Below are 22,816 nucleotides of genomic sequence, written 5' to 3'. Positions count from 1 at the left end.
CCTATCCAGCCCCGCCCACGGCGAAGGGCCCCGTCCGAACACCGGACGGAGCCCGGCGGCAGGCGGCGGCCGTACAGGCCGCAGCCCCCCCTCCCCCGGGGAAGCCCGGGCGGGCACGGCGACCGGGCGGGCACGGTGGCCGGGCGGACACGGCGAAGGGCCCCGTCCGAACACCGGACGGGGCCCTTCGACCGTGGCGTGGCTGACGCAGCGATCAGTGGTGGCCGTGGCCGCTCGTGATCTCCCTGTACTCCTCGGCGGTCGGCTTCGGAACCTGCGCCTCCTCACCGAAGTACGCCTCGCTGAGCTTGGCGCGCAGCTTCTCTCCGCCCTTCACCTTGCGCTCGACACCGTTCTCGTCGACCGTGGGGCCGATCTCGAGCGGCTGGTACTGCTCGTGCGCGGTGAGGGTGTGCAGCGCCTCCTGGCTGAGGGGCTCGTGGACCTCGATGAACTCACCGTGCGGCAGGCGCTTGATGGTGCCGGTCTCGCGACCGTGCAGCACCTTCTCCTTGTCCCGGCGCTGCAGGCCGAGGCAGATCCGCTTGGTGATCAGGAACGCGAGGACCGGTCCGACGAAGACGAAGATCCGGACGAACCAGGTGACCGCGTTGATCGACAGGTGGAAGTGCGTGGCCCACAGGTCGTTGCCGCCACCGATCAGCAGGGTCAGGTACACCGTCATCCAGGCGACGCCGAGACCCGTGCGCGTCGGGGCGTTGCGCGGGCGGTCCAGGATGTGGTGCTCACGCTTGTCACCGGTGACCCAGGCCTCGATGAACGGGTAGACCGCGATCGCCACCAGGACCAGCGGGAAGATCACCAGCGGGATGAACACGCCGAGGACCAGCGTGTGACCCCAGAAGTTGATCTCCCAGCCCGGCATGAAGCGGATCAGACCCTCGGAGAAGCCCATGTACCAGTCGGGCTGGGCGCCCGTGGACACCTGGTCCGGCCGGTAGGGGCCCATGGCCCAGATCGGGTTGATCTGCGCGATCGCGGAGATGACCGCGATGACACCGAAGACCAGGAAGAAGAAGCCGCCCGCCTTCGCCATGTACACCGGAAGCAGCGGCATGCCGACGACGTTCTTGTTCGTCTTGCCGGGGCCCGCGAACTGGGTGTGCTTGTGGTAGAAGACCAGGATCAGGTGGGCCACCATCAGGCCCAGCATGATGCCCGGCAGCAGCAGGATGTGGATCGAGTAGAAGCGGGCCACGAAGTCGCCGCCCGGGAACTCGCCGCCGAAGAGGAAGAACGACAGGTACGTGCCGACGATCGGCACGGACAGGATCGCGCCCTCCATGAAGCGGACACCGGTGCCGGAGAGCAGGTCGTCCGGGAGCGAGTAACCGGTGAAGCCGGTGAACATGCCCAGGACGAACAGCAGGAAGCCGAACAGCCAGTTGACCTCACGCGGCTTGCGGAACGCGCCCGTGAAGAACACGCGCATCATGTGCACGAACATGCCCGCGAGGAAGATCAGCGCGGCCCAGTGGTGGATCTGCCGGATGAGCAGACCACCGCGCACGTCGAAGGAGATGTGCAGGGTCGACTTGAACGCCTCGGACATCATCTGCCCCTGCAGCGGGACATACGTGCCGTGGTACTCGACCTCGTTCATCGACGGGTGGAAGAACAGCGTCAGATAGACACCCGTCAGAATGATGATGAGGAAGCTGTACATGCACACTTCGCCCAACATGAACGACCAGTGGTCGGGGAAGATCTTGCGCATGTTGGACTTGGCGAGGGAGTAGATCCCCAGCCGGCCGTCGGCCCAGTCGGCGACGCGCTCGCCGGCCGGTGCCTTCCCGCGTGAGCGGGGTGCTTCGTTGGCGTGAGTACTCATCCGCGCTCCCAGAAAGCAGGACCGACGGGCTCCTCGAAGTCGCCGAGCGCCTCGAGGTAGCCCTCGTCGTTCACACCGATGCGCAGCTGCGGCAGGGCGTGACCGGCGGGACCGAAGATCACACGGGCACCGTCGGACAGGTCGAAGGTGGACTGGTGGCAGGGGCACAGCACGTGGTGCGTCTGCTGCTCGTACAGCGAGATCGGGCAACCGACGTGGGTGCAGATCTTGGAGTACGCCACGATGCCCTCGTGCGACCACTCCAGCTCACGCTTGTCCTTGATGTTCTCCGGCTGGAGCCGGACGATCATCAGGGCCGCCTTGGCGATCTCGGTCTGGAAGTTCTCGTCGTGCTCCTCCAGGCCCTCGGGCTTGGCGAAGGTGAGCGAACCGACCGCGACGTCCTCGGGACGCAGCGGCTCGTTCGTGTTCACGTTGACGAGGAGCTTGCCCTTGGACCACAGCGTGTGACGCAGGCTCGTCCCGGGCAGCGGACCGAGGTCGCGCAGCAGGAACAGGCCCGACAGCGGGACCAGGGTCAGCGCGCCGAACATCGTGTTGCGGATCAGCTTGCGCCGGCCCAGCGCCGACTCCTTGGCGCCCTGGCGGAAGTCCGCGTGGACCTTCGCCCGGACCTCCGGGGAGGCCTCGATCGGGTGACGCTCGTCGGCGACCTCCACGTCGGACATCAGGGTGCGGGCCCAGTGGACCGCGCCCGCGCCGATGCAGAACAGCGCCGTGCCGAGGGTCAGACCCAGCGCGAAGTTCATCGCGCTGAGGTGGCCGATCGGGAAGACGAAGATCGACTTGTGATGCGGGATCGTCACGTACGCGGCGATGAAGCCGAGGGTGGCCAGCATCGACACCGTGAACAGCAGGGCGACCACACGCTCGGACCGCTTGGCGGCCCGCTCGTCGATGTCCTGGATCCGGTGCTCGTGGGGCGGCAGGCCGGGGTCGGCGAACGGGTTCTCGCCGTCCGCGACGCCTACCGCGCCGTGCGCGTGGGCCTGCTCTGCGGGCAGGTTCTCTTCTGGAATGTCTTGGCTACTCATGACTTCTTGGCCTTTGCGGTCCGAGCGGCGACCCAGACGGCGACCGCGATCAGGGCGCCGAGGCCGAAGATCCAGGCGAACAGACCCTCACTGACCGGGCCGAGGCCGCCCAGCTCGAGACCGCCGGGGTTCTCCGTCTCGCTGCCGTTGACCGCGTGCAGGTACGCGATGATGTCCTTCTTGTTCTGCTCCGACATGGTGGTGTCGGGGAACGACGGCATGTTCTGCGGGCCCGTCTGCATGGCCTCGTAGATGTGCTTGGGGTCCACGTCCTCGAGCGTCGGGGCGAACTTGCCGTTCGTCAGCGCGCCGCCCTTGCCGGTGAAGTTGTGGCACTGCGCGCAGTTGGTGCGGAACAGCTCGCCACCCTTGGCGATGTCCGCGCCCTCCGGGCCGTACTGCTGCTTCGTCGGGACGGCCGGGCCGGCGCCGAGCGAGGCCACGTAGGCCGCGATCTGGTCGATCTGGGCCTGCGTGTAGATGTTCTTCTTGCGCGGGATCTGGGCCATCTGCGAGGTGGAGGCCGGCATACGGCCGGTGCCCACCTGGAAGTCGACCGCGGCGGCGCCCACGCCGACCAGGCTCGGACCGTCGGAGGAGCCCTGACCGCCGGTGCCGTGGCAGCTGGCGCAGCCCACGGTGTAGAGCTTCTTGCCCTCGTCGATGGCGAGGGACTGGGAGGAGTCGTCGGCCTGCGCCTTGCCCGCGGGCGCGAACGCGGCGTACAGACCCCCCGTGGCCGCCAGCGCGAGGAGTAGGACGACGACCGCCGCCAGCGGATGGCGTCGTCGTGCGGAAAGCTTTTTCACGGATTACCCCGGTGTCAGGATCTTCAGCGTCGATGCTTCTGGGTGGTGCGTTGCGAGAACGCGCGTGGGATCTTCTCGCTACTTGATCAGGTAGATCGTGGCGAAGAGGCCGATCCAGACGACATCGACGAAGTGCCAGTAGTAGGACACGACGATGGCGGCGGTCGCCTGCTCGTGCGTGAACCTCTTGGCCGCGTAGGTACGGCCGAGGACCAGCAGGAAGGCGATGAGACCGCCCGTCACGTGCAGGCCGTGGAAGCCGGTGGTCAGGTAGAACACCGAACCGTAGGGGTCCGAGGACAGCGAGATGCCGTCCTTCTTCACCAGCTCGGTGTACTCGTAGATCTGACCGCCGATGAAGATCGCACCCATGATGAAGGTGACGATGAACCAGCCCCGGAGCTTCTTCACATCCCCGCGCTCGGCCGCGAACACGCCGAGCTGGCAGGTGAGGGAGGAGAGCACCAGGATCGTGGTGTTCGTCGCGGAGAAGGGCACGTTCAGGGCATGCGCCATCTCCTTCCAGTGATCGGCACCCGTCACCGAACGCAGGGTGAAGTACATCGCGAAGAGGGCCGCGAAGAACATCAGCTCGGAACTCAGCCAGATGATGGTTCCGACGCTGGTGAGGTTCGGCCGATTGACCGACGGGTGCGCGTGCCCGGTATCTACTGTCGTTGCTGTCGCCACGACCGACATTATGTCGGTCGCTTATCCCGCCCTCACTCCGGGGGGTGCCGTTCGGAGTGTTCCCCGGGTGTGTACTGCCCGGATGGCCCATCGCAGAGGTGTTCCAACAGGTGTTGACGGGCTGCGCGAGGGAGTAGCATCCGCCGCAACGGGCTTGTCTCTTACGACGCTGACGTCTCGGAGGAACCATGCGGCCGACCGCCACGGTGCTGGTCTACAGCGACGACTCCAACACGCGGGAGCAGGTACGGCTCGCGACGGGACGGCGGCCCGCGCCGGACGCCCCGGTGGTGGAGTTCATCGAGTGCGCGACGCCCGAGGCGGTCCTGCGGGAGATGGACAAGGGCGGCATCGACGCCTGTGTGCTGGACGGCGAGGCCGTGCCGATGGGCGGCATGGGGATGTGCCGGCAGCTCAAGGACGAGATCTTCCAGTGCCCGCCGGTGCTGGTACTGATCGCACGGCCGCAGGACGCGTGGCTGGCGACGTGGAGCCGGGCGGACGCGGCGGTGGCGCTGCCGGTGGAGCCCGTGGAGTTCGCCGGGGCGCTGGCCTCTCTGCTGCGCACGGAGCGGCTGGCCAGCGCCTAGGGACTCGGGCCGGCCAGCGCCTGGGGAGTCGGGGCGCGAGGCCTTCGGGCGCCTGCGGGCCGTCCGTGGCCGGTCGCGCCCACGCGGCGGAGCCGCACGTCGGTGCAGCCCCGCGCCCCTGGGTTGCTCAGAGTGCCCTGGGCTGGAGACGGGCCGCGTCCTGGGAGCTGGTCGTGTTGGTCTTGGCGTTGGTGACGGCGCTGCCCGTGCGCCACTTCTTCCAGTCCAGGTTCCAGTCGCCGAAGCCGTTGCCGAAGGGTTCCATCGTCTCGCCGGCCGAGTTCACGACCTGGACGACGTCGCCCTCGCGGACGTGGTCGAAGAACCACTCGGCGTTGGCGGTGCTCATGCCGGTGCAGCCGTGGGAGACGTTGGCGTAGCCCTGGGAGCCGACGGACCACGGGGCGGCGTGCACGTACTCGCCGCTCCAGGTCACCCGGGTGGCGTAGTAGACCGGCAGGTCGTAGGAGTCCGCGCTGCCCTCGGCGATGCCGATGGTGGTGCCGCGCATCCGTACGAAGTACTCCTTGCCGAGCACGACCTTGACACCGTTACGGGTGTCGAAGCCGGGCTTGCCGGTGGTGACGGGGAACTGTTCGACCTCCTCACCGTTCTTGTAGTACGTCAGCGTGTGCGCCGCGGCGTCCGTGACCGCGATGACCCGATCGCCCGTGGAGAGCTTCACCGGGGCGGACTTGCCGCCCCAGAGCCGGTCGCCGATCTTGATGCCGTCCAGGTTGCTGCGCACCTCGATGGTGGCGTGGGCGGGCCAGTACTCCTGGGGCCGGAAGTGGAGCTGCTTGTCGTCGACCCAGTACCAGGAGCCCTGCACGGCGGGGGTGGAGGTCACCTTCAGGGCGCGTTCGACGACGGCCCGCTGGTTCTTGTCCTTGATGGGCTGGCTCAGCTCGGCGGTGATGGGCTGTCCGACGCCGTAGGTGCCGGACTTGGGGCCGAACTTCACGGTGAGGGTCTTCTTCGCCGTGGGCTTGCCGGTGTCGAAGGTGAGGACCTTGCGCCCGGGGGCGCCGTCGTCGTCCTCGGTGCTCACCCGGACCGTGTAGTGGGCGTTGGCGGCCAGCGGCTCGGTGCTGTGCCAGCGGGTGCCGTCGGCGGAGAGTTCGCCCGCCACGAAGCGCCCTGTGGCGTCCACGGCGGTGACGTCCGTGATCCGGTCGTCGTCCTCGGCGGTGACTTCCAGGGGCTTGTCCGGGTCGGCCTTCTTCCCGTCCCCTGAGGGGCCGTTGAAGGCGATCTGGTCGGCCGCGTCGTAGGGGCGGTCGGCGAGCGGGTTGCCGTCCGAGCCGCAGGCGGTGGCGGCCGCGCTCAGGGCGATCACCAGCAGCGTGCAGCCGACGGCTGTGCGGGGGCGGGAAGGCGTGCTCATGACTTCACGCTAGGAAGCTTCGTCAATGGCGGCGCGCGGGGTCACTCTCCTGAGTGAAGAGGATTACGGCGAACGGACACGCGGGCCCCTGCGAACGCGTGAGCCCGGACGCTCCGTGAGGAGTGTCCGGGCTCAGCGGGGTCCAGCGCGTGTTACTGGGTGCGGTTCTCACCGCGGTAGTACTCGAAGACCCAGCCCCAGATGCCGATCAGGATGATCGGGACCGAGAAGTACAGCAGCCACCAGCCGACCGCGACACCGAGGAAGGCGATCGCACCGCCGATGCCGAGGGCGAGCGGCTGCCAGCTGTGCGGGCTGAAGAAGCCCAGCTCGCCCGCGTCGTCCGCGACGTCGGCCTCCTTGTTGTCCTGCGCACCGGTGTCGACCCGCTTGGCCGTGAAGCCGAGGTAGAAGCCGATCATGATGGACAGGCCGAAGGCCAGGAAGAGTGCGGTGGTACCGGCCGGCTCCTTCGACCACACGCCATAGACGCACGCCATGACGAGGATGAAGACGCTCAGCCAGATGAACATCTTGCCCTGGATCTTCACTTGCCGGCCTCCTTGCCGCCCGCGATGGCCTTCTCACCGTGGCCGGCGTGCGCCAGCTGGTCGAGCTCGGCGATCTCCGGGTGGTGCAGGTCGAACGCCGGGGATTCGCTGCGGATCCGCGGCAGGGTGAGGAAGTTGTGCCGCGGCGGCGGGCACGAGGTGGCCCACTCCAGGGAGCGGCCGTAGCCCCACGGGTCGTCGACGCCGACCGGCTTGCCGTACTTGGCCGTCTTCCACACGTTGTAGAGGAACGGCAGGATCGACAGGCCGAGCACGAAGGACGCGATCGTCGAGATCGTGTTCAGGGCGGTGAAGCCGTCCGCGGCCAGGTAGTCGGCGTAACGGCGCGGCATGCCCTCGGCGCCCAGCCAGTGCTGGATCAGGAAGGTGCCGTGGAAGCCGACGAACAGCAGCCAGAAGGTGATCTTGCCCAGGCGCTCGTCGAGCATCTTGCCGGTGAACTTCGGCCACCAGAAGTGGAAGCCGGAGAACATCGCGAAGACGACGGTGCCGAACACGACGTAGTGGAAGTGCGCCACCACGAAGTACGAGTCCGAGACGTGGAAGTCCATCGGCGGCGCGGCCAGGATGACACCGGTCAGACCACCGAAGGTGAAGGTGATCAGGAAGCCGGTCGCCCACAGCATCGGCGTCTCGAAGGACAGACTGCCCTTCCACATGGTGCCGATCCAGTTGAAGAACTTCACACCGGTCGGGACCGCGATCAGGAAGGTCATGAAGGAGAAGAACGGCAGCAGCACACCGCCGGTGACGTACATGTGGTGCGCCCACACCGTCACGGACAGACCGGCGATCGCGATGGTGGCCGCGATCAGACCCATGTAGCCGAACATCGGCTTACGCGAGAAGACCGGGATGACCTCGGAGATGATGCCGAAGAACGGCAGGGCGATGATGTACACCTCTGGGTGTCCGAAGAACCAGAAGAGGTGTTGCCACAGCAGTGCGCCGCCGTTGGTGGCGTCGAAGACGTGGGCACCGAACTTGCGGTCCGCCTCCAGGGCGAACAGCGCGGCCGCGAGGACCGGGAAGGCCAGCAGGACCAGGACACCGGTCAGCAGCACGTTCCACACGAAGATCGGCATGCGGAACATCGTCATGCCCGGAGCGCGCATGCAGATGATCGTGGTGATGAAGTTGACCGAGCCGAGGATGGTGCCGAAGCCGGAGAAGGCCAGACCCATGATCCACATGTCGGCGCCGATGCCCGGCGAGCGGACCGCGTCCGACAGCGGGGAGTAGGCGAACCAGCCGAAGTCGGCCGCACCCTGCGGGGTGAGGAAGCCGCCCACGGCGATCGTCGAGCCGAACAGGTACAGCCAGTAGGCGAACATGTTCAGCCGCGGGAAGGCGACGTCGGGGGCACCGATCTGGAGCGGCATGATCCAGTTGGCAAAGCCCGCGAACAGCGGCGTCGCGAACATCAGCAGCATGATCGTGCCGTGCATCGTGAACGCCTGGTTGAACTGCTCGTTCGACATGATCTGCAGGCCCGGGCGCGCCAGCTCGGCGCGCATGAGCAGCGCCATGACGCCGCCGATGCAGAAGAACGCGAACGACGTGACCAGGTACAGCGTTCCGATGGTCTTGTGGTCGGTGGTGGTGAGCCACTTGACCACGACGTTGCCGGGCTGCTTGCGCCGCACCGGCAGCTCGTCCTCGTAATACGGCTTGTCGGCCGCCGAGGCACCCTGGGGTTCGTTGACGATGCTCACAGGACGTTCGACTCCCGGTTCTTCTCGTGCCCCGTCTGCGCGATGCCGGCGGGAACGTAACCGGTCTGCCCCTTCTTGACGAGGTCCTTCAGGTGCTGCTCGTAGCGCTCGGGAGAGACGACCTTCACGTTGAACAGCATCCGGGAGTGGTCGACGCCGCAGAGCTCGGCGCACTTGCCCCGGAAGGTGCCCTCCGCGTTGGGGGTCACCTGGAACGCGTTGGTGTGGCCCGGGATGACGTCCTGCTTCATCAGGAACGGCAGCACCCAGAACGAGTGGATGACGTCCCGCGAGGTGAGGACGAACCGGACCGTCTTGCCCTTGGGCAGCCAGAGGGTCGGACCGGGGTTGTTCGTCTGCGGGTTCCGGCTGCCCGGGACACCGCAGTCGTAGACGCCGCCGGCGCCGGCCGGGAACGCCTTGGTGAACCGCTCCGGGATCGCGTTGAGTTCCGGGGCGGTCTTGGCGTCACCGGAGGAACCGTTGACGCTCTCGATGTAGTTGAAGCACCAGCTCCACTGGAAGCCGACCACGTTGACCGTGACGTCGGGCTTCTTGTCGAGGCTGAGCAGCTTCGACTCGTCGCGGGCGGTGAAGTAGAACAGCACCGAGACGATGAGGATCGGAACGACCGTGTACAGGGCCTCGATGGGGAGGTTGTAGCGGGTCTGCGGAGGAACCTCGATCTTGGTGCGGCTGCGCCGGTGGAAGAAAGCACTCCACAGAATCAGACCCCACACCAGCACGCCAACGGCGAGCGCGGCAGCCCAGGAGCCCTGCCACAGGGAGAGGATCCGCGGAGCCTCTTCCGTGGTCGGGGTGGGCATACCAAGGCGGGGGAAGTCCTTGTATGTGCAACCGGTTGCGGTCGCCAGGACCAGGCCCGCGGTCAGTGCCTGCAGCAGCTTCCGCCGCATCGGGCGCCGCGGCGAGCGGTCGGAGCCGTTGGGACTCACGTAGCGCCTTCCCGAGAGTCTCGCCCGCGCTGTTCGGCTGCGGCCTTCTCGCTGGTCGGTCGCCGCCCTGCGTCGGGCAGGGGTTTGGATGTTTATGCGGACCAAACCCTAGCCGACGCTCTCCGAGGGTTCGCGGGGAGGGGTGCCTAGTCACTCCGTGGGTTCGCTGGATTGGCGGGTGCGGGCCCGTCGCGGCTGGTCGCGCAGTTCCCCGCGCCCCTGGGGATGCTGCCCTGACCGTGGTTCTAACGTTGCCGTATGGGCTACTTCGACGCTGCTTCCGGTGCTCCTCTCCATCCCGTTGCTCGTCAGGCGCTGTTGGCCTCTTTGGATGAGGGGTGGGCGGATCCTGCCCGGCTGTACAGGGAAGGGCGCAGGGCGCGGATGCTGCTGGACGCCTCGCGGGAGGCTGCCGCCGAAGTCGTGGGGTGCCGGGCCGATGAGCTGGTGTTCACCTCGTCGGGGACCCGGGCCGTTCATACGGGGGTCGCGGGGGCGCTGGCCGGGCGGCGGCGCGTCGGACGTCACCTGATCGTGTCGGCTGTCGAACACTCCTCTGTCCTCCATTCGGCCGAGGCGCACCGGGCGGACGGGGGCACGGTGACCGAGGTGGGCGTGGACCGGGGCGGCCGGGTGGACGCTTCGGCGTACGGCGCCGCCCTGCGGGAGGACACCGCGCTGGCGTGTCTGCAGGCGGCCAACCATGAGGTGGGGACGGTGCAGCCGGTCGCCGAGGTGGCCGCGGCGTGCCGGTCGGCCGGGGTGCCGTTGCTGGTGGACGCGGCCCAGTCGCTGGCGTGGGGACCCGTCGAGGGCGACTGGTCGCTGCTGGCGGCGAGCGCGCACAAATGGGGCGGGCCGTCCGGGGTGGGGCTGCTCGCCGTGCGCAAGGGGGTGCGGTTCGCGGCGCAAGGGCCGCCGGACGAGCGGGAGTCGGGGCGGGCGGCCGGCTTCGAGAACATCCCGGCGATCGTGGCGGCGGCGGCCTCGCTGCGGGCCGTGCGCGCCGAGGCGGCCCAGGAGGCGGTACGGCTGCGGGAGCTGACGCGCCGGATCCGGGCGGCGGTGCCGCGACTGGTGCCGGACGCCGAGGTGGTGGGCGACGCGGAGCGGCGGCTGCCGCACATCGTCACCTTCTCCTGTCTCTATGTCGACGGGGAGGCGCTGCTGCACGCGCTGGACCGGGCGGGTTTCTCCGTCTCGTCCGGTTCGTCCTGTACGTCGAGCACCCTGACGCCGAGCCACGTGCTGAAGGCGATGGGCGTGCTGAGCGAGGGCAACGTCCGGGTGTCGCTGCCCCCGGGGACGCCGGAGGAGGAGGTCGAGCGGTTCCTTCAGGTGCTGCCGGAGGCGGTGGCGGGCGTCCGGGAGCAGCTCGGGGCGCCGGCGCCGGCCGTGGCGGCGGTCACCGGGGACGAACTGGTCGTGGACGCCCTCGGCAAGCGCTGCCCCCTGCCGGTGATCGAGCTGGCCAAGGTCATTGGCACGGTACCGGTCGGCGGCACCGTCCGTGTCCTCTCCGACGACGAGGCGGCCCGCCTGGACATCCCGGCGTGGTGCGAGATGCGCGGCCAGGAGTACGCCGGCGAGGAGCCGGCTGTGAAGGGGACGGCCTACCTGGTGCGCCGGGTGAGCTGAAGGGGGCCGGGGACATCCCCCGGCGCCCCCCGCGACCAGGACGAAAGGCCGCCCGGCGTTCAGGACAGGTGCTTCTGGACCTCCGAGGCGGCCTCGTCGCCGTACGCCTTCGTGAAGCGCTCCATGAAGTGGCCGCGCCGCAGCTGGTACTCCTGCGTGCCCACCGTCTCGATGACGAGGGTCGCCAGCATGCAGCCCACCTGCGCCGCCCGCTCCAGGGACACGCCCCACACCAGGCCCGACAGGAAGCCGGCCCGGAAGGCGTCGCCGACACCCGTCGGGTCGGCCTTGCGGTCCTCCTCCGGGCAGCCGACCTCGATCGCGTCCTCGCCGGCCTTCTCGATGCGCACGCCGCGCGCGCCGAGCGTGGTGACGCGGTGGCCGACGCGGGAGAGGATCTCCTCGTCGCTCCAGCCGGTCTTGTTCTCGATGAGGCCCTTCTCGTACTCGTTGGAGAACAGGTACGTCGCGCCGTCCAGCAGTATCCGGATCTCGTCGCCGCTCATCCGGGCGATCTGCTGGGAGAAGTCGGCGGCGAAGGGGATGGCGCGGGAGCGGCACTCCTCCGTGTGGCGCAGCATCGCCTCGGGGTCGTCGGCGCCGATCAGGACGAGGTCGAGGCCGCCGACGCGGTCGGCGACGGTCTTGAGCTCGATGAGGCGGGCCTCGCTCATGGCGCCGGTGTAGAAGGAGCCGATCTGGTTGTGGTCGGCGTCGGTGGTGCACACGAAGCGGGCCGTGTGCAGCGTCTCGGAGATACGGACCGAGCCGGTGTCGACGCCGTGCCGGTCCAGCCAGGCCCGGTACTCGTCGAAGTCGGCCCCGGCGGCGCCGACGAGGACGGGCCGGGTGCCGAGCTGGCCCATGCCGAAGGCGATGTTCGCGCCGACCCCTCCGCGCCGTACGTCCAGCTGGTCGACCAGGAAGGAGAGGGAGACCGTGTGCAGCTGGTCCGCGACGAACTGGTCGGCGAAGCGGCCGGGGAAGGTCATGAGGTGGTCGGTGGCGATGGAGCCGGTGACTGCGATGCGCACGGCGTGGACGCTCCTGTGTGGAGGGGGATTGACAGTTCACGCTACCCGCTGGAGGGCCGGCTGCGCAGTGGACGAAACTACCCGATAGTAGATCTTTCCCGGCGGCGCGGCCGGTGCCTACGGTTCCGTTATGACGAACCTCGAGTTCCCGCGGACCGCGCCCGCCGACCCGGAGGGCGGCCTGGCCTCGCTCATCGGTGACAGCGCCCGGATGGCTCCGCACTGGGCGACCCCCGAGCGGGCCGCGTCCCGTCCCGTACCTCCCTCGCACATCCACGGCGTGCGGGTTCCGGACACCTCCGCCAGGCTGCTGGAGGCGATGTCGGACTACGGCGACTGACGGCGCGCGCCCGCGCGTCCGGCTCGGCGTACGGAAGGGAACCGTACGCTCCCCCGCTGCGTCCCATCGCTGTCCCCCGGAAAGGGGACGGGCGATACGACCCTCCAGCAGGCACCTTTGACAGGGCCTGGTCAGGGTTGAGGGACAGCTGCGCAGCCGAAGGAGCGATGCGGTGAACACCGAGCGACCCGACAACGACGACGCACCGGCCGGCCCCGAGGAGCACGGGACCATCGGTGAGCGGGGCGCCGCGCGCCGGCGGTCTCCGCTGGCCGTCGCCTCCGTGGCGGCCGCGGTGCTGCTGGTCGGAGGCGGCGGGGCGTATCTCGCGGCGAACGCCGCCGGCGGCTCACAGGGAGCCGGGGCGTCCGGCAAGAACGGCTCGCCGACGCCCCTGGCACTCGACGACTACGCGGCCGGTACGGGGCCGGCGTCCCCGGGGACCGGCGGCACGAACGGGATCGCGCCCGGGGAGCCGAATCCGTACGGCGTGACCTACCGGGCCGGCGGCACGCTGCCCGAGGGGCCCGGTTCGGCGCCGGTGTACCGGGCGGCGGGCGAGGTGCCCCGCGAGGACGTGGCCCGGCTGGCGAAGGCGCTCGGCCTGGAGGGGGCGCCGGTGGCCGAGGGGCAGACCTGGCGGGTGGGCACGAGCAAGGACGGTGCCGGACCGATGCTCCAGGTGAACCGGCAGGCGCCCGGGACGTGGACGTTCACCCGGTTCGCGCCCGGCACCGACAACTGCAAGGGGTCCGTGTGCGCGCCGGGCCAGGCCGGGACCGCCGGCGCCGGGGACCCGGTGAGCGTGGCGGTGGCCGAGAAGGCGGCCGCGCCGGTGCTGAAGGCGGTGGGCCAGGACGACGCGAAGCTGGACGCGAGCCAGGTGATGGGCGTGCGCCGGGCGGTGAACGCGGACCCGGAGATCGGCGGGCTGCCCACCTACGGCTGGACCACCGGGGTGATCGTCGACGCTCAGGGGCAGGTGGTCGGCGGCAGCGGGATGCTGCGCACACCGGTCAAGGGCGACACCTATCCCGTGCTGAGCGCGGAGCGGACGCTGGCGCTGATGAACGCGGCGCCGGGGACGAGTACCGAGCACCGGATGGGCATCGGCGGCTGCGCCAGTCCGGTACCGCTGAAAGACCGGCTGGAGGCGCCCTGCGGGCGGTCCCCGGGCGCGGGGCAGCGGGAGGTGGTCACCGTGCGCAAGGCGGTGTTCGGGCTGGCCACGCACTACTCGGCGGGGCGGCAGGTGCTGGTCCCGTCCTGGCTGTTCCAGGTGCGGCCGGCGGGCGCCCGGGAGGACTCCACGGTGACGTATCCGGCGCTCGACCCGAAGTACCTGACCCCGGCCCGGCCCTCGACGCCGCCGTCGGCGCCGCCCGGTGAGCCGACCGGGCGGCCCAGCCCCCGGCCGACGGGGCCCGCGAACGGCTCGGCCCCGGCGCCGTACGGCGTGCGGGCCGAGGGCTACACGGCCGAGGGCAGGGAGCTGACCGTGACGTTCACGGGCGGGGTGTGCGCGTCGTACGACGTGACGGCGCGGGAGAGCACCGACCGGGTGGTGGTCACGGTGACCGCGCATCCGTGGAAGGACAAGATCTGCCCGATGATCGCGAAGTTCTACCACCGCACGGTGCAGCTGAAGGAGCCGCTGGGCGACCGCGGGGTGGTCGGGCCGGACGGCCACGGGATTCCGCTGCAGAAGGTGGGGGCGCGGCTGCCGGCCGACCCCCGGTAGCCGGTACGCACGAAGGCGGCGACCCCCACCCGGGGGTCGCCGCCTTCCGCTGTGCCGGCTGTGCGGCGCGGCTCAGCTGAAGGAGTCGCCGCAGGCGCAGGAGCCGGTCGCGTTCGGGTTGTCGATCGTGAAGCCCTGCTTCTCGATGGTGTCCACGAAGTCGATGGTGGCGCCACCGAGGTACGGGGCGCTCATCCGGTCGGTGACGACCTTGACCCCGCCGAAGTCCTTGACGACGTCGCCGTCGAGGGACCGCTCGTCGAAGAAGAGCTGGTAACGCAGGCCGGAGCAGCCGCCGGGCTGGACGGCGACGCGCAGGGCGAGGTCGTCACGGCCTTCCTGGTCGAGCAGGGCCTTGACCTTGGACGCGGCGGCGTCGGTCAGGACGATGCCGTCGGTCACGGTGCTGGTCTCGTCCGATACGGACATCTACATCTCTCCAAGGTTGTACGGAGACTGCTTGCCGACGTGTGCAACCGGCAGGGCCACGGATTCATTCCGGGACGTCCCCGGTTCTTTCGTCCTCGGCTCTTTTTCATGCTCGCACACGCACCGGTGGGCGCACAGCGGCCCGCGGCGGGAGAGGACACCCGGGCATGGGGATTCACGTCACATCGACATGAGGGCCATCGTCAAACTGACGTGAAGCCGTTATGATATATAGCGTCAGTTCGACGAAAAGTAGAAAGGGTGCGTGTCGTGACCACCGCCCAGACCCCGGAGCTCGACGTGCAGCCGAGCCCCCTCGCCCTGCTGCTGCTCGGCCGCGAGGCCGACCCGAAGAGCGAGCGGGGCGTCGAGTGCCCCGGTGACCTGCCGTCGCCGTCCGACCCCGACCTGGTGGCGCGCGCCCGCGCGGCCAAGGAGAAGCTCGGCGACAAGGTCTTCGTGCTCGGTCACCACTACCAGCGGGACGAGGTGATCCAGTTCGCAGACGTCACGGGCGACTCCTTCAAGCTGGCCCGCGACGCCGCCGCCCGGCCGGAGGCCGAGTACATCGTGTTCTGCGGTGTGCACTTCATGGCGGAGTCCGCGGACATCCTCACCTCCGACGACCAGAAGGTCGTCCTGCCCGACCTCGCCGCCGGCTGCTCAATGGCCGACATGGCGACGGCCGAGCAGGTGGCCGAGTGCTGGGACGTGCTGACCGAGGCCGGGATCGCCGAGCAGGTGGTGCCCGTGTCGTACATGAACTCCTCCGCCGACATCAAGGCCTTCACCGGCAAGCACGGCGGCACGATCTGCACCTCCTCCAACGCGCAGCGCGCCCTCGAGTGGGCGTTCGAGCAGGGCGAGAAGGTGCTGTTCCTGCCGGACCAGCACCTCGGCCGCAACACCGCCGTCCGGGACATGGGCATGTCCCTGGAGGACTGCGTGCTCTACAACCCGCACAAGCCGAACGGCGGGCTGACCGCCGAGGAGCTGCGCGCGGCGAAGATGATCCTGTGGCGGGGCCACTGCTCGGTGCACGGCCGCTTCAGCCTGGACTCGGTCAACGACGTGCGCGAGCGCGTGCCCGGCGTGAACGTGCTCGTCCACCCCGAGTGCCGGCACGAGGTCGTCGCCGCGGCGGACTACGTCGGCTCGACCGAGTACATCATCAAGACGCTGGAGGCCGCCCCGGCCGGCTCCAAGTGGGCCATCGGCACGGAGCTGAACCTGGTCCGCCGCCTGGCGAACCGTTTCGCCCCCGAGGGCAAGGAGATCGTCTTCCTCGACAAGACCGTCTGCTTCTGCTCCACGATGAACCGCATCGACCTGCCGCACCTCGTGTGGGCCCTGGAGTCCCTCGCCGACGGCAAGCTCGTCAACCGCATCGAGGTCGACAAGGAGACCGAGGCGTTCGCGAAGCTGGCGCTGGAACGGATGCTGGCGCTGCCGTAGCCGGTCCCGGCGATCCCGCTCACCCCGCCGCGGGCCTGCGGTCGGGGTGAGCCGGGTCGAGGGAGAACACGGTGCCGTCCGGGGTGTCCACGACCAGGGTGCCGTCGTTCGTCACCGCCCCGGGCTTGGTCCAGCTGTCGCCGTCGACGCGGTCCGCCTGCGCGGAGGATTCCCACAGCAAGGCCCCACTGCGCCCGTCCAGTGCGGCCACCCGCCCGTTCCCGCCGGCCAGGTACACGGTGCCGGTCCGCTCGTCGGCCAGGGCGTTCCCCGGCTGCTGCAGCGTCGTCGTGGTCTGCCACAGTCGCCGGCCGGTCCCGGGCGACACGGCGGTGACCCGGCCGGCGGACCCGGCGACGTAGAGCCTGCCGTCCGCCAGCGTCAGCCCTCCCCGGTACTCCTCGGCCGCCTTGACGGACGTGCGTGCCCCGGTGACCGGATCCAGCAGCACGAAGCGGGTCCAGGACACGTCGGCGGTGGGACCGGCGGTCACGTCCTCCTCGTACTGGGCGAGGAGCAGTCGTCCCGAGACCGTGCCCATCAGGATCGTCCGGCCGGACGGCGCGCGCAGCCGGCGGGCCGAGCCGTCGGACGGATCGACGACGACGAGCTGCCCGTCCGCGGACCCGGACCCGTAACTGCCGCACTGCGCGTACGGCCTGCCCTCCACGTCGCGCAGGGTGCAGTGCTCGCTGACCGGCAGGGTCAGCGTCCACCGCTTGCTGCCGTCCCGCGGTGACCTCGCCGTCACCGTACGGCCGTCGCCCTCCGGGGTGAGCACCAGACCGGCGGACATCGCCGGGCCGACGTCGTCGGCGGTCACCACGCGCGACCACACCTGCCGGCCGGTGCGCGTGTCCAGTGCCACGACCTCGGTGACGGTGGGGCTCTGCGAGACGCTGCTGACGGTCTGCACCGCCACCACGACCCCGTCGCGCACGCCGAGCACATGGGACTCGTACCGGTTGAGGGGCAGTCCCCGCGGCAGGGCGGCCCGCCAGCGGATCGCACCGGTGCGGCCGTCGATCCGCTTGGGGCGGACCGCGGAGCCGCCGCAGTAGAGGTCGCCCCCGCTCGCCCGGCAGGACGCCGCGTCCGTCATCCCGCCGCTGAGCATCCGCGATCCGTCCTCGCCCCCCGTGGCGGGGTCGTGCAGGGTCGTCCGCCACGGATGCCAGCCCTGCGGCACCGCCCCCCACCGCGCGGCCGGCGAAGCCGTCGCGGACGACCGGGCCGCGGTGCGCTCGGTGCCGCCTGCGCCTCCCCACAGCAGATACGCCGTGAGCGCCAGGCCGACCGTGCCGACGGTGGCGGCCGTCATCGCCGGCGCACGGCCACGGCGCCGGGGGCGCTCGCCGGCGGCCTCCGGAGCCGGGGCACGGCCCAGGTCCATCGTGAGCCGGTCGTCCGGCGTCTCCTCCGGCAGCAGGGCGGCGAACTCCCGGGCGAGGACGTCCAGTGCGGGCCGGTCGGCCGGCTCCTTGGCCAGACAGCGGGCGAGCAGGTCCCGCAGCGGACGCGGTACGGCCCCGAGCTCCGGCTCCTCGTGCAGGACCCGGTACGCCGTCAGATAGGGGCTGTCCGTGTCGAAGGGGCCGCGCCCGGTCACCGCGAACACCAGCAGCGCGCCCAGCGAGAAGACGTCCGACGCCGGGCCCACCGAGCGGGCGTCCGTGAGCTGTTCCGGCGACATGAACGGCGGGGTGCCCATCAGATGCCCGGTCTCGGTCAGCGTCTGGTCGCCCGCCGCCCGGGAGATGCCGAAGTCGATGACCCGGGGCCCGTCGTCGGCCATCAGGACGTTGCCGGGCTTGAGGTCGCGGTGCACCACCCCGGCGCGGTGGATGTCGCGCAGCGCCTCCACCAGGCCCAGGGCCAGGCTCCGCAACGCCGGTCCCACGATCGCGCCCTGAGTGCGGATCAGCAGGGCCAGCGACGGCCCCGGCACGTACTGCGTGGCCATCCACGGCCGCGCGGCCTCCGGGTCGGCGTCCACCACGGGCGCGGTGAACGCGCCGCTCACCCTTCGGACGGCCGCGATCTCCTGCCGGAAACGGGCCCGGAACACACCGTCCGCGGCGTACTGGGCGTGCACCACCTTGACGGCGACCTCACGGCCCGAACGCGACCGGCCGCGGTAGACGACACCCATGCCGCCCGCCCCGAGCCGGTCGACGATCCGGTACCCGCCGACCGACCTGGGGTCATCCTTGCGCAGCGGCACCGCTCCCCCACTCCCCTTCCCCCGTTCAGCAGCACAGGGTCACAGGATAGGCAGCGGTGCCGTTGCATCCGCCGGGGGTCAGACCCCGGCCGGTTCCAGCTCCTCCTGCGGCTTCGCCTCCCGCTTGGCGGCGCGCTTCTTCGCACGGCGCTCCTTGCGGAGCTCCAGCATCGCGTAGAGCGTCGGGACGAGGAGGAGGGTCAGCAGGGTGGAGGTGATCAGGCCGCCGATGACGACCACGGCGAGCGGCTGGGCGATGAAGCCGCCCTCGCCGGTGACCCCGAGCGCCATCGGGAGCAGGGCGAAGATCGTCGCCAGTGCCGTCATCAGGATGGGACGCAGACGGTGGCGGCCACCCTCGATCACGGCCTCGACGACGCCGTAGCCCTGGCCGCGGTACTGGTTGATCAGGTCGATCAGGACGATCGCGTTCGTCACCACGATGCCGATCAGCATCAGCATGCCGATCATCACGGGGACGCCCATCGGGGTGCCGGTGGCGACCAGCAGGCCGAGCGCGCCCGTCGCCGCGAACGGGATGGACACCAGCAGGATCAGCGGCTGGGCCAGCGAGCGGAACGTCGCGACGAGCAGCATGAAGACGATCGCGATCGCCGCGAGCATGGCCAGGCCGAGGTTCTTGAACGCGTCGTCCTGGTCCTGCGTCACGCCGCCGATCTCGGCCGTCGCACCCGCCGGGAGCTTCAGCGCCTTGATCTTCGACTGGAGGTCCGCGCTGACCGCGCCGGTGTTGTCGGCGGTCGGCTTGGCGGTGATGGTCGCCGCGCGCTGTCCGTCGATCCGGGTCATGGAGACGGGTCCGTCCACCAGCTTCACCTCGGCGATGTCACCGAGCTTCACCGGGCCGAGCCGCAGGTTGCGCAGCTCGTCCAGCGTCCGCGCCGGCTTGGCGGAGGTGATGACGACGTCGCGCTCGGTGTCGTCCAGGACCGCCTTGGCCGCCGGGGTGCCGCGCACGGCCTGCCCGACCGCGGCACCCAGCGTCTGGTCGTCGAAGCCGGCCGCGGCCGCCTTGGCGTTGGCCTTCACCGAGATGCGCGGCACGCTCTGCGAGAGGTCGCTCGTGACGTCCGTGACGTCGTCCAGCGAGGCGACGGTCTTGCGGACCTGTTCCGCGGCGGTGCGCAGGACACTGCCGTCGGCGGCCTTCACGACCACGCTGAGGTCCTGGCTGCCGAAGCCGTCACCGGCGGACACGGTGGTCGAACCGATGCCGTGGAGCTTCTTCAGGCCGGTCTCGATGCGGTCCTGCACGTCGTCGTACGTCGCGGAGTCCTCCAGCATGACCTGGTAGGAGGCCTGGTTGCTGTCGGTGCCGCCGCCGAAGGCCGCCATGAAGCCGGAGGAGCCGATGGTGACCTGGTAGTCCTTGACGCCGTCGGTGGAGGCGAGCAGCCGCTCGACCTTCTCGGCCTGCGCGTCGGTCGCGGCCAGGCTGGTGCCCGGCTGGAGCTTCTGCTTCAGGGTGAGGACCTTCTGGTCGCCGGAGTCGAAGAAGTTCGTCTTCAGCAGCGGCGCCATGCCGAAGGTGGCGACGAGGACGACGACGGCGATGAGCACGCTGGTGAGGCGGCGGCGGGTGGCGAAGCGCAGGACGGGGACGTAGAAGCGCTGGAGGCGGCTGTTCGCCTCCTTCTCCTCGGCCTTGCGGCGGGCCTCCTCGGCGTCCTCGGGGGTGCCCTTCGGGGCGCGCAGGAACCAGAACGACAGCACCGGTACGACCGTCAGCGACACCACCAGCGAGGCCAGCAGGGCGGCCGTCACCGTGATGCTGAACGAGCCGAACAGGGCCCCCACCATGCCGCCGACCAGGCCGATCGGCAGGAACACGGCGACCGTGGTGAGGGTGGAGGAGGTGACCGCGCCCGCGACCTCGCGCACCGCGTTCAGGATCGCCTCCTGGCGCTCCTCGCCGTAGCCGAGGTGGCGCTTGATGTTCTCCAGCACCACGATCGAGTCGTCCACGACCCGGCCGATGGCGATGGTCAGCGCGCCCAGGGTGAGCATGTTCAGGGACAGGTCGCGCGTCCACAGCACGATCAGCGCCAGGACGACGGACAGCGGGATGCTGACCGCGGTGACCAGGGTGGAGCGGATCGACGCCAGGAAGACCAGGATGACGAGGACCGCGAAGAGCAGGCCGAGCGCGCCCTCGGTGGTCAGGCCGGAGATCGACTTGGACACCGCCGGGCCCTGATCGCTGACGACGGTGATCGTCGCGTCCTTGCCGAGGTCCTTGCGCAGGTCCGGGAGCTTGTCGTTGACCGCGTCGGAGATCGCCACGGCGCTGCCGTCATGGTCCATGGTGGCCATCACGGCGAGGCTGGGCTTGCCGTCGGTGCGGGTGATGGAGTCCGCCGGGGCCTCCTGCTGCCTCACCGTCGCCACGTCGCCGAGCCGGGCCGCCCGGTGACCGTCCCGGGCGGGGATCGTCAGGTTCTGGATCTGCTCCAGGGAGGTGAAGCCGCCGCCGACCTGGACGGTGCGGTTGTGGCCGCCCTCGTCGAAGGCGCCGGCCGGCATCGTCGCGCCGCCCGCCTGGAGGGCCTGGGCGAGGGACTGCGCGGTCAGACCCGCCGCCGCCAGCTTGGCGTCGTCCGGGGTGACGGCGACCTGGAGGTCGCGCACACCGCTGACGGTGACCTGGCCGACGCCGTCGATGTCCTTCAGCGCCGGCACGACCGTCTTGTCGAGCTGGTCGGCGAGGGCCTGCTGGTCCTTGCCGGAGGTCACGGCGAGGACGACGGTCGGCATGTCGTCGGTGGAGCCCGCGACGACCTGCGGGTCGACGGAGTCCGGGAGCTGGACGCGGGCGCGGTTCACGGCCTGCTGGACGTCGGCGACGATCCGCTTGGTGTCGTTGCCGTAGTCGAAGGACGCCATGATCACGGCGTTGCCCTCGCCGGCCTTGGAGGTGACGCCGGTGATGCCGTCGACGGCGTCGAGGCGGTCCTCGATCGGCTCGACGACCTGCTTCTCGACGACGTCAGGGGAGGCGCCCTGGTAGGGAGCGATGACGGAGACCATCGGCAGTTCGATGGTGGGCAGGAGCTGCTGTTTCAGCTGCGGGATGGCGATCGCGCCGAACACCAGCGCGATGAGGGACATCAGGCCTATCAGGGCACGTTGTGCCAGGCTGAATCGGGACAGCCAGGACATGGCGTCAGGGTCTTCCTTCTGTGAGCGGCAGAAGCGGTGGCTTCTGCGAGCGGCAGAAGCGTGGCCCTCTCACCTTGTGGCATGCCCGGGTGCCGTTCCGTAGGCCGCAGGTCCCGTTTCCTTATGCGGCGCATACTCCGGGTGCAGTACGGCCGGGTTGAGGTCACTCCACCCGTGGACGGACCAGGCCGGACTCGTAGGCGATCACCACGAGCTGGGCGCGGTCGCGGGCGCCGAGCTTGGCCATGGCACGGTTGACGTGCGTCTTCACGGTGAGCGGGCTGACCTCGAGGCGCTCGGCGATCTCGTCGTTGGAATGGCCGCCGGCGACCTGCACCAGCACCTCGCGCTCGCGGACGGTGAGGGCGGCGAGGCGGTCGGCGCGGGCGGAGTCGCGGTCGCCGTCCCCGTCGGCCGGGTCGCTCTGGGCGAGGAAGCGGGCGATGAGGCCGCGGGTGGCGGCGGGCGACAGCAGCGCCTCGCCGGCGGCGGCGACGCGGATGGCGTTGAGGAGTTCGTCGGGTTCCGAGCCCTTGCCGAGGAAGCCGGAGGCTCCGGCGCGCAGGGATCGCACGACGTAGTCGTCGACCTCGAAGGTCGTGAGGATCACGACGCGGACGCCGGCCAGATCGGGGTCGGCGCTGATCAGGCGGGTGGCGGCGAGGCCGTCGGTGCCGGGCATGCGGATGTCCATGAGGACGACGTCGGCGCGGTGCTCCTTGGCGAGGGCGACGGCTTCGGCGCCGTCGGACGCCTCGCCGACCACCTCCATGTCGGGCTCGGAGTCGACGAGCACGCGGAAGGCACTGCGGAGCAGGGCCTGGTCGTCGGCGAGGAGGACGCGGATGGGGGTGGTCATGGGGGTCAGGATGGCATGGGGGGGCGGGTCGCTTGGCTGCGGGTGCGTGGGGGCGGCGTTCGTTTGGGGGTGCGTGGGGCATGCCGTTCGTCTGCGGGCCGGTGGGGGCTGGTCGCGCAGTTCCCCGCGCCCCTTTTGTGCCTGCGGCGGCCCGTTGCGGTCGCGTCGTGGCGTGCGTCGCGCCTACTGGCGGTTCGTGAGTCGGGGCCGGGGTGGGGGGTGTCCGTCCTCGGTCCGGCCGCCCGTTCCCGACGAGCGCTCAGTGTCTCGGTGCCGGCCGCTGCGGGCGG

The 22,816-nt window shown here is 70.2% G+C and carries 18 protein-coding genes; 5 read left to right on the top strand and 13 right to left on the bottom strand.

All coding sequences use genetic code 11. From position 1 onward, the window contains the following. Nucleotides 1-214: 214 nt before the first annotated feature. From AB0E88_RS21520 to AB0E88_RS21505, 4 genes are all read right to left on the bottom strand, one after another. On the bottom strand, nucleotides 215-1,852 hold the full coding sequence (locus AB0E88_RS21520) for a cytochrome bc complex cytochrome b subunit (RefSeq protein ID WP_361632668.1): 1,638 nt from the start codon (nucleotides 1,850-1,852) through the stop codon (nucleotides 215-217). Then, entirely contained in the window at nucleotides 1,849-2,907 is a 1,059-nt protein-coding gene (locus AB0E88_RS21515) for a Rieske 2Fe-2S domain-containing protein (RefSeq protein WP_361632666.1), read from the bottom strand. The genes AB0E88_RS21520 and AB0E88_RS21515 overlap by 4 nt, the downstream gene beginning before the upstream one ends. Further along, nucleotides 2,904-3,716, bottom strand: coding sequence for a c-type cytochrome (locus AB0E88_RS21510; protein ID WP_361632664.1), 813 nt, complete (start codon nucleotides 3,714-3,716; stop codon nucleotides 2,904-2,906). The genes AB0E88_RS21515 and AB0E88_RS21510 overlap by 4 nt, the downstream gene beginning before the upstream one ends. Nucleotides 3,717-3,794: 78 nt before the next feature. Continuing rightward, nucleotides 3,795-4,415 carry a heme-copper oxidase subunit III gene (locus AB0E88_RS21505; protein ID WP_361632662.1) on the bottom strand — a complete coding sequence of 207 codons (621 nt, stop codon included), beginning with the start codon at nucleotides 4,413-4,415 and terminating at the stop codon, nucleotides 3,795-3,797. A gap of 179 nt (nucleotides 4,416-4,594) precedes the next feature. On the opposite strand from AB0E88_RS21505, the gene AB0E88_RS21500 reads away from it, so the two are divergent. After that, entirely contained in the window at nucleotides 4,595-4,996 is a 402-nt protein-coding gene (locus AB0E88_RS21500; RefSeq protein ID WP_361632660.1) for a hypothetical protein, read from the top strand. 127 nt (nucleotides 4,997-5,123) lie between these two features. Here AB0E88_RS21500 and AB0E88_RS21495 read toward each other — a convergent pair whose 3' ends face one another. The 4 genes from AB0E88_RS21495 to coxB all read right to left on the bottom strand — a co-directional run bounded on the left by AB0E88_RS21495 (nucleotide 5,124) and on the right by coxB (nucleotide 9,626). Further along, on the bottom strand, nucleotides 5,124-6,383 hold the full coding sequence (locus AB0E88_RS21495) for an Ig-like domain-containing protein (protein WP_361632658.1): 1,260 nt from the start codon (nucleotides 6,381-6,383) through the stop codon (nucleotides 5,124-5,126). Between the two features lie 152 nt (nucleotides 6,384-6,535). Next, entirely contained in the window at nucleotides 6,536-6,934 is a 399-nt protein-coding gene (locus tag AB0E88_RS21490) for a cytochrome c oxidase subunit 4 (RefSeq protein WP_361632656.1), read from the bottom strand. Then, complete coding sequence (gene ctaD, locus AB0E88_RS21485; RefSeq protein WP_361632654.1) at nucleotides 6,931-8,670, bottom strand: cytochrome c oxidase subunit I; 1,740 nt, start codon at nucleotides 8,668-8,670, stop codon at nucleotides 6,931-6,933. The genes AB0E88_RS21490 and ctaD overlap by 4 nt, the downstream gene beginning before the upstream one ends. Beyond that, complete coding sequence (coxB, locus tag AB0E88_RS21480) at nucleotides 8,667-9,626, bottom strand: cytochrome c oxidase subunit II (protein WP_361632652.1); 960 nt, start codon at nucleotides 9,624-9,626, stop codon at nucleotides 8,667-8,669. Before coxB ends, ctaD begins: the two co-directional genes overlap by 4 nt. Nucleotides 9,627-9,884: 258 nt before the next feature. Here coxB and AB0E88_RS21475 point away from each other — a divergent pair, with 258 nt between their 5' ends. Then, on the top strand, nucleotides 9,885-11,264 hold the full coding sequence (locus AB0E88_RS21475) for an aminotransferase class V-fold PLP-dependent enzyme (protein ID WP_361632650.1): 1,380 nt from the start codon (nucleotides 9,885-9,887) through the stop codon (nucleotides 11,262-11,264). Between the two features lie 59 nt (nucleotides 11,265-11,323). On the opposite strand, the gene AB0E88_RS21470 is transcribed toward AB0E88_RS21475, so the two are convergent. After that, the gene (locus AB0E88_RS21470; RefSeq protein WP_361632648.1) at nucleotides 11,324-12,298 is read right to left on the bottom strand and encodes a carbohydrate kinase family protein; all 975 of its coding nucleotides are present in this window, start codon (nucleotides 12,296-12,298) and stop codon (nucleotides 11,324-11,326) included. A 130-nt stretch (nucleotides 12,299-12,428) separates the two neighbouring features. Between AB0E88_RS21470 and AB0E88_RS21465 the strand changes: the two genes are divergently transcribed. Both AB0E88_RS21465 and AB0E88_RS21460 read left to right on the top strand, forming a co-directional pair. Beyond that, nucleotides 12,429-12,638 (top strand): hypothetical protein, encoded by a 210-nt coding sequence (locus tag AB0E88_RS21465; protein WP_361632646.1) that lies wholly within the window; start codon nucleotides 12,429-12,431, stop codon nucleotides 12,636-12,638. Nucleotides 12,639-12,810: 172 nt separating this feature from the next. Next, the gene (locus AB0E88_RS21460; RefSeq protein WP_361632644.1) at nucleotides 12,811-14,379 is read left to right on the top strand and encodes a hypothetical protein; all 1,569 of its coding nucleotides are present in this window, start codon (nucleotides 12,811-12,813) and stop codon (nucleotides 14,377-14,379) included. A 72-nt stretch (nucleotides 14,380-14,451) separates the two neighbouring features. Here the strand turns inward: AB0E88_RS21460 and erpA are convergent, their stop codons facing one another. Further along, entirely contained in the window at nucleotides 14,452-14,808 is a 357-nt protein-coding gene (gene erpA / locus AB0E88_RS21455; protein WP_009188190.1) for an iron-sulfur cluster insertion protein ErpA, read from the bottom strand. A gap of 270 nt (nucleotides 14,809-15,078) precedes the next feature. On the opposite strand from erpA, the gene nadA reads away from it, so the two are divergent. After that, nucleotides 15,079-16,263: a quinolinate synthase NadA gene (nadA, locus tag AB0E88_RS21450; RefSeq protein ID WP_361632642.1), complete on the top strand. Its 1,185-nt coding sequence runs from the start codon at nucleotides 15,079-15,081 to the stop codon at nucleotides 16,261-16,263. A gap of 19 nt (nucleotides 16,264-16,282) precedes the next feature. Here nadA and AB0E88_RS21445 read toward each other — a convergent pair whose 3' ends face one another. From AB0E88_RS21445 to AB0E88_RS21435, 3 genes are all read right to left on the bottom strand, one after another. Then, nucleotides 16,283-18,487: a PQQ-binding-like beta-propeller repeat protein gene (locus AB0E88_RS21445; protein ID WP_361632640.1), complete on the bottom strand. Its 2,205-nt coding sequence runs from the start codon at nucleotides 18,485-18,487 to the stop codon at nucleotides 16,283-16,285. A 78-nt stretch (nucleotides 18,488-18,565) separates the two neighbouring features. Beyond that, nucleotides 18,566-21,667, bottom strand: coding sequence for an efflux RND transporter permease subunit (locus AB0E88_RS21440; protein WP_361632638.1), 3,102 nt, complete (start codon nucleotides 21,665-21,667; stop codon nucleotides 18,566-18,568). A 163-nt stretch (nucleotides 21,668-21,830) separates the two neighbouring features. Next, nucleotides 21,831-22,526 (bottom strand): response regulator transcription factor, encoded by a 696-nt coding sequence (locus AB0E88_RS21435; RefSeq protein WP_361632636.1) that lies wholly within the window; start codon nucleotides 22,524-22,526, stop codon nucleotides 21,831-21,833. Nucleotides 22,527-22,816: the final 290 nt, after the last annotated feature.

The sequence above is a fragment of the Streptomyces sp. NPDC028635 genome (genome assembly GCF_040637635.1).
Classification (GTDB): domain Bacteria; phylum Actinomycetota; class Actinomycetes; order Streptomycetales; family Streptomycetaceae; genus Streptomyces.
The sequence above is the reverse complement of the archived record's forward strand: the minus strand, read 5'-3'. Positions and strand labels throughout refer to the sequence as shown.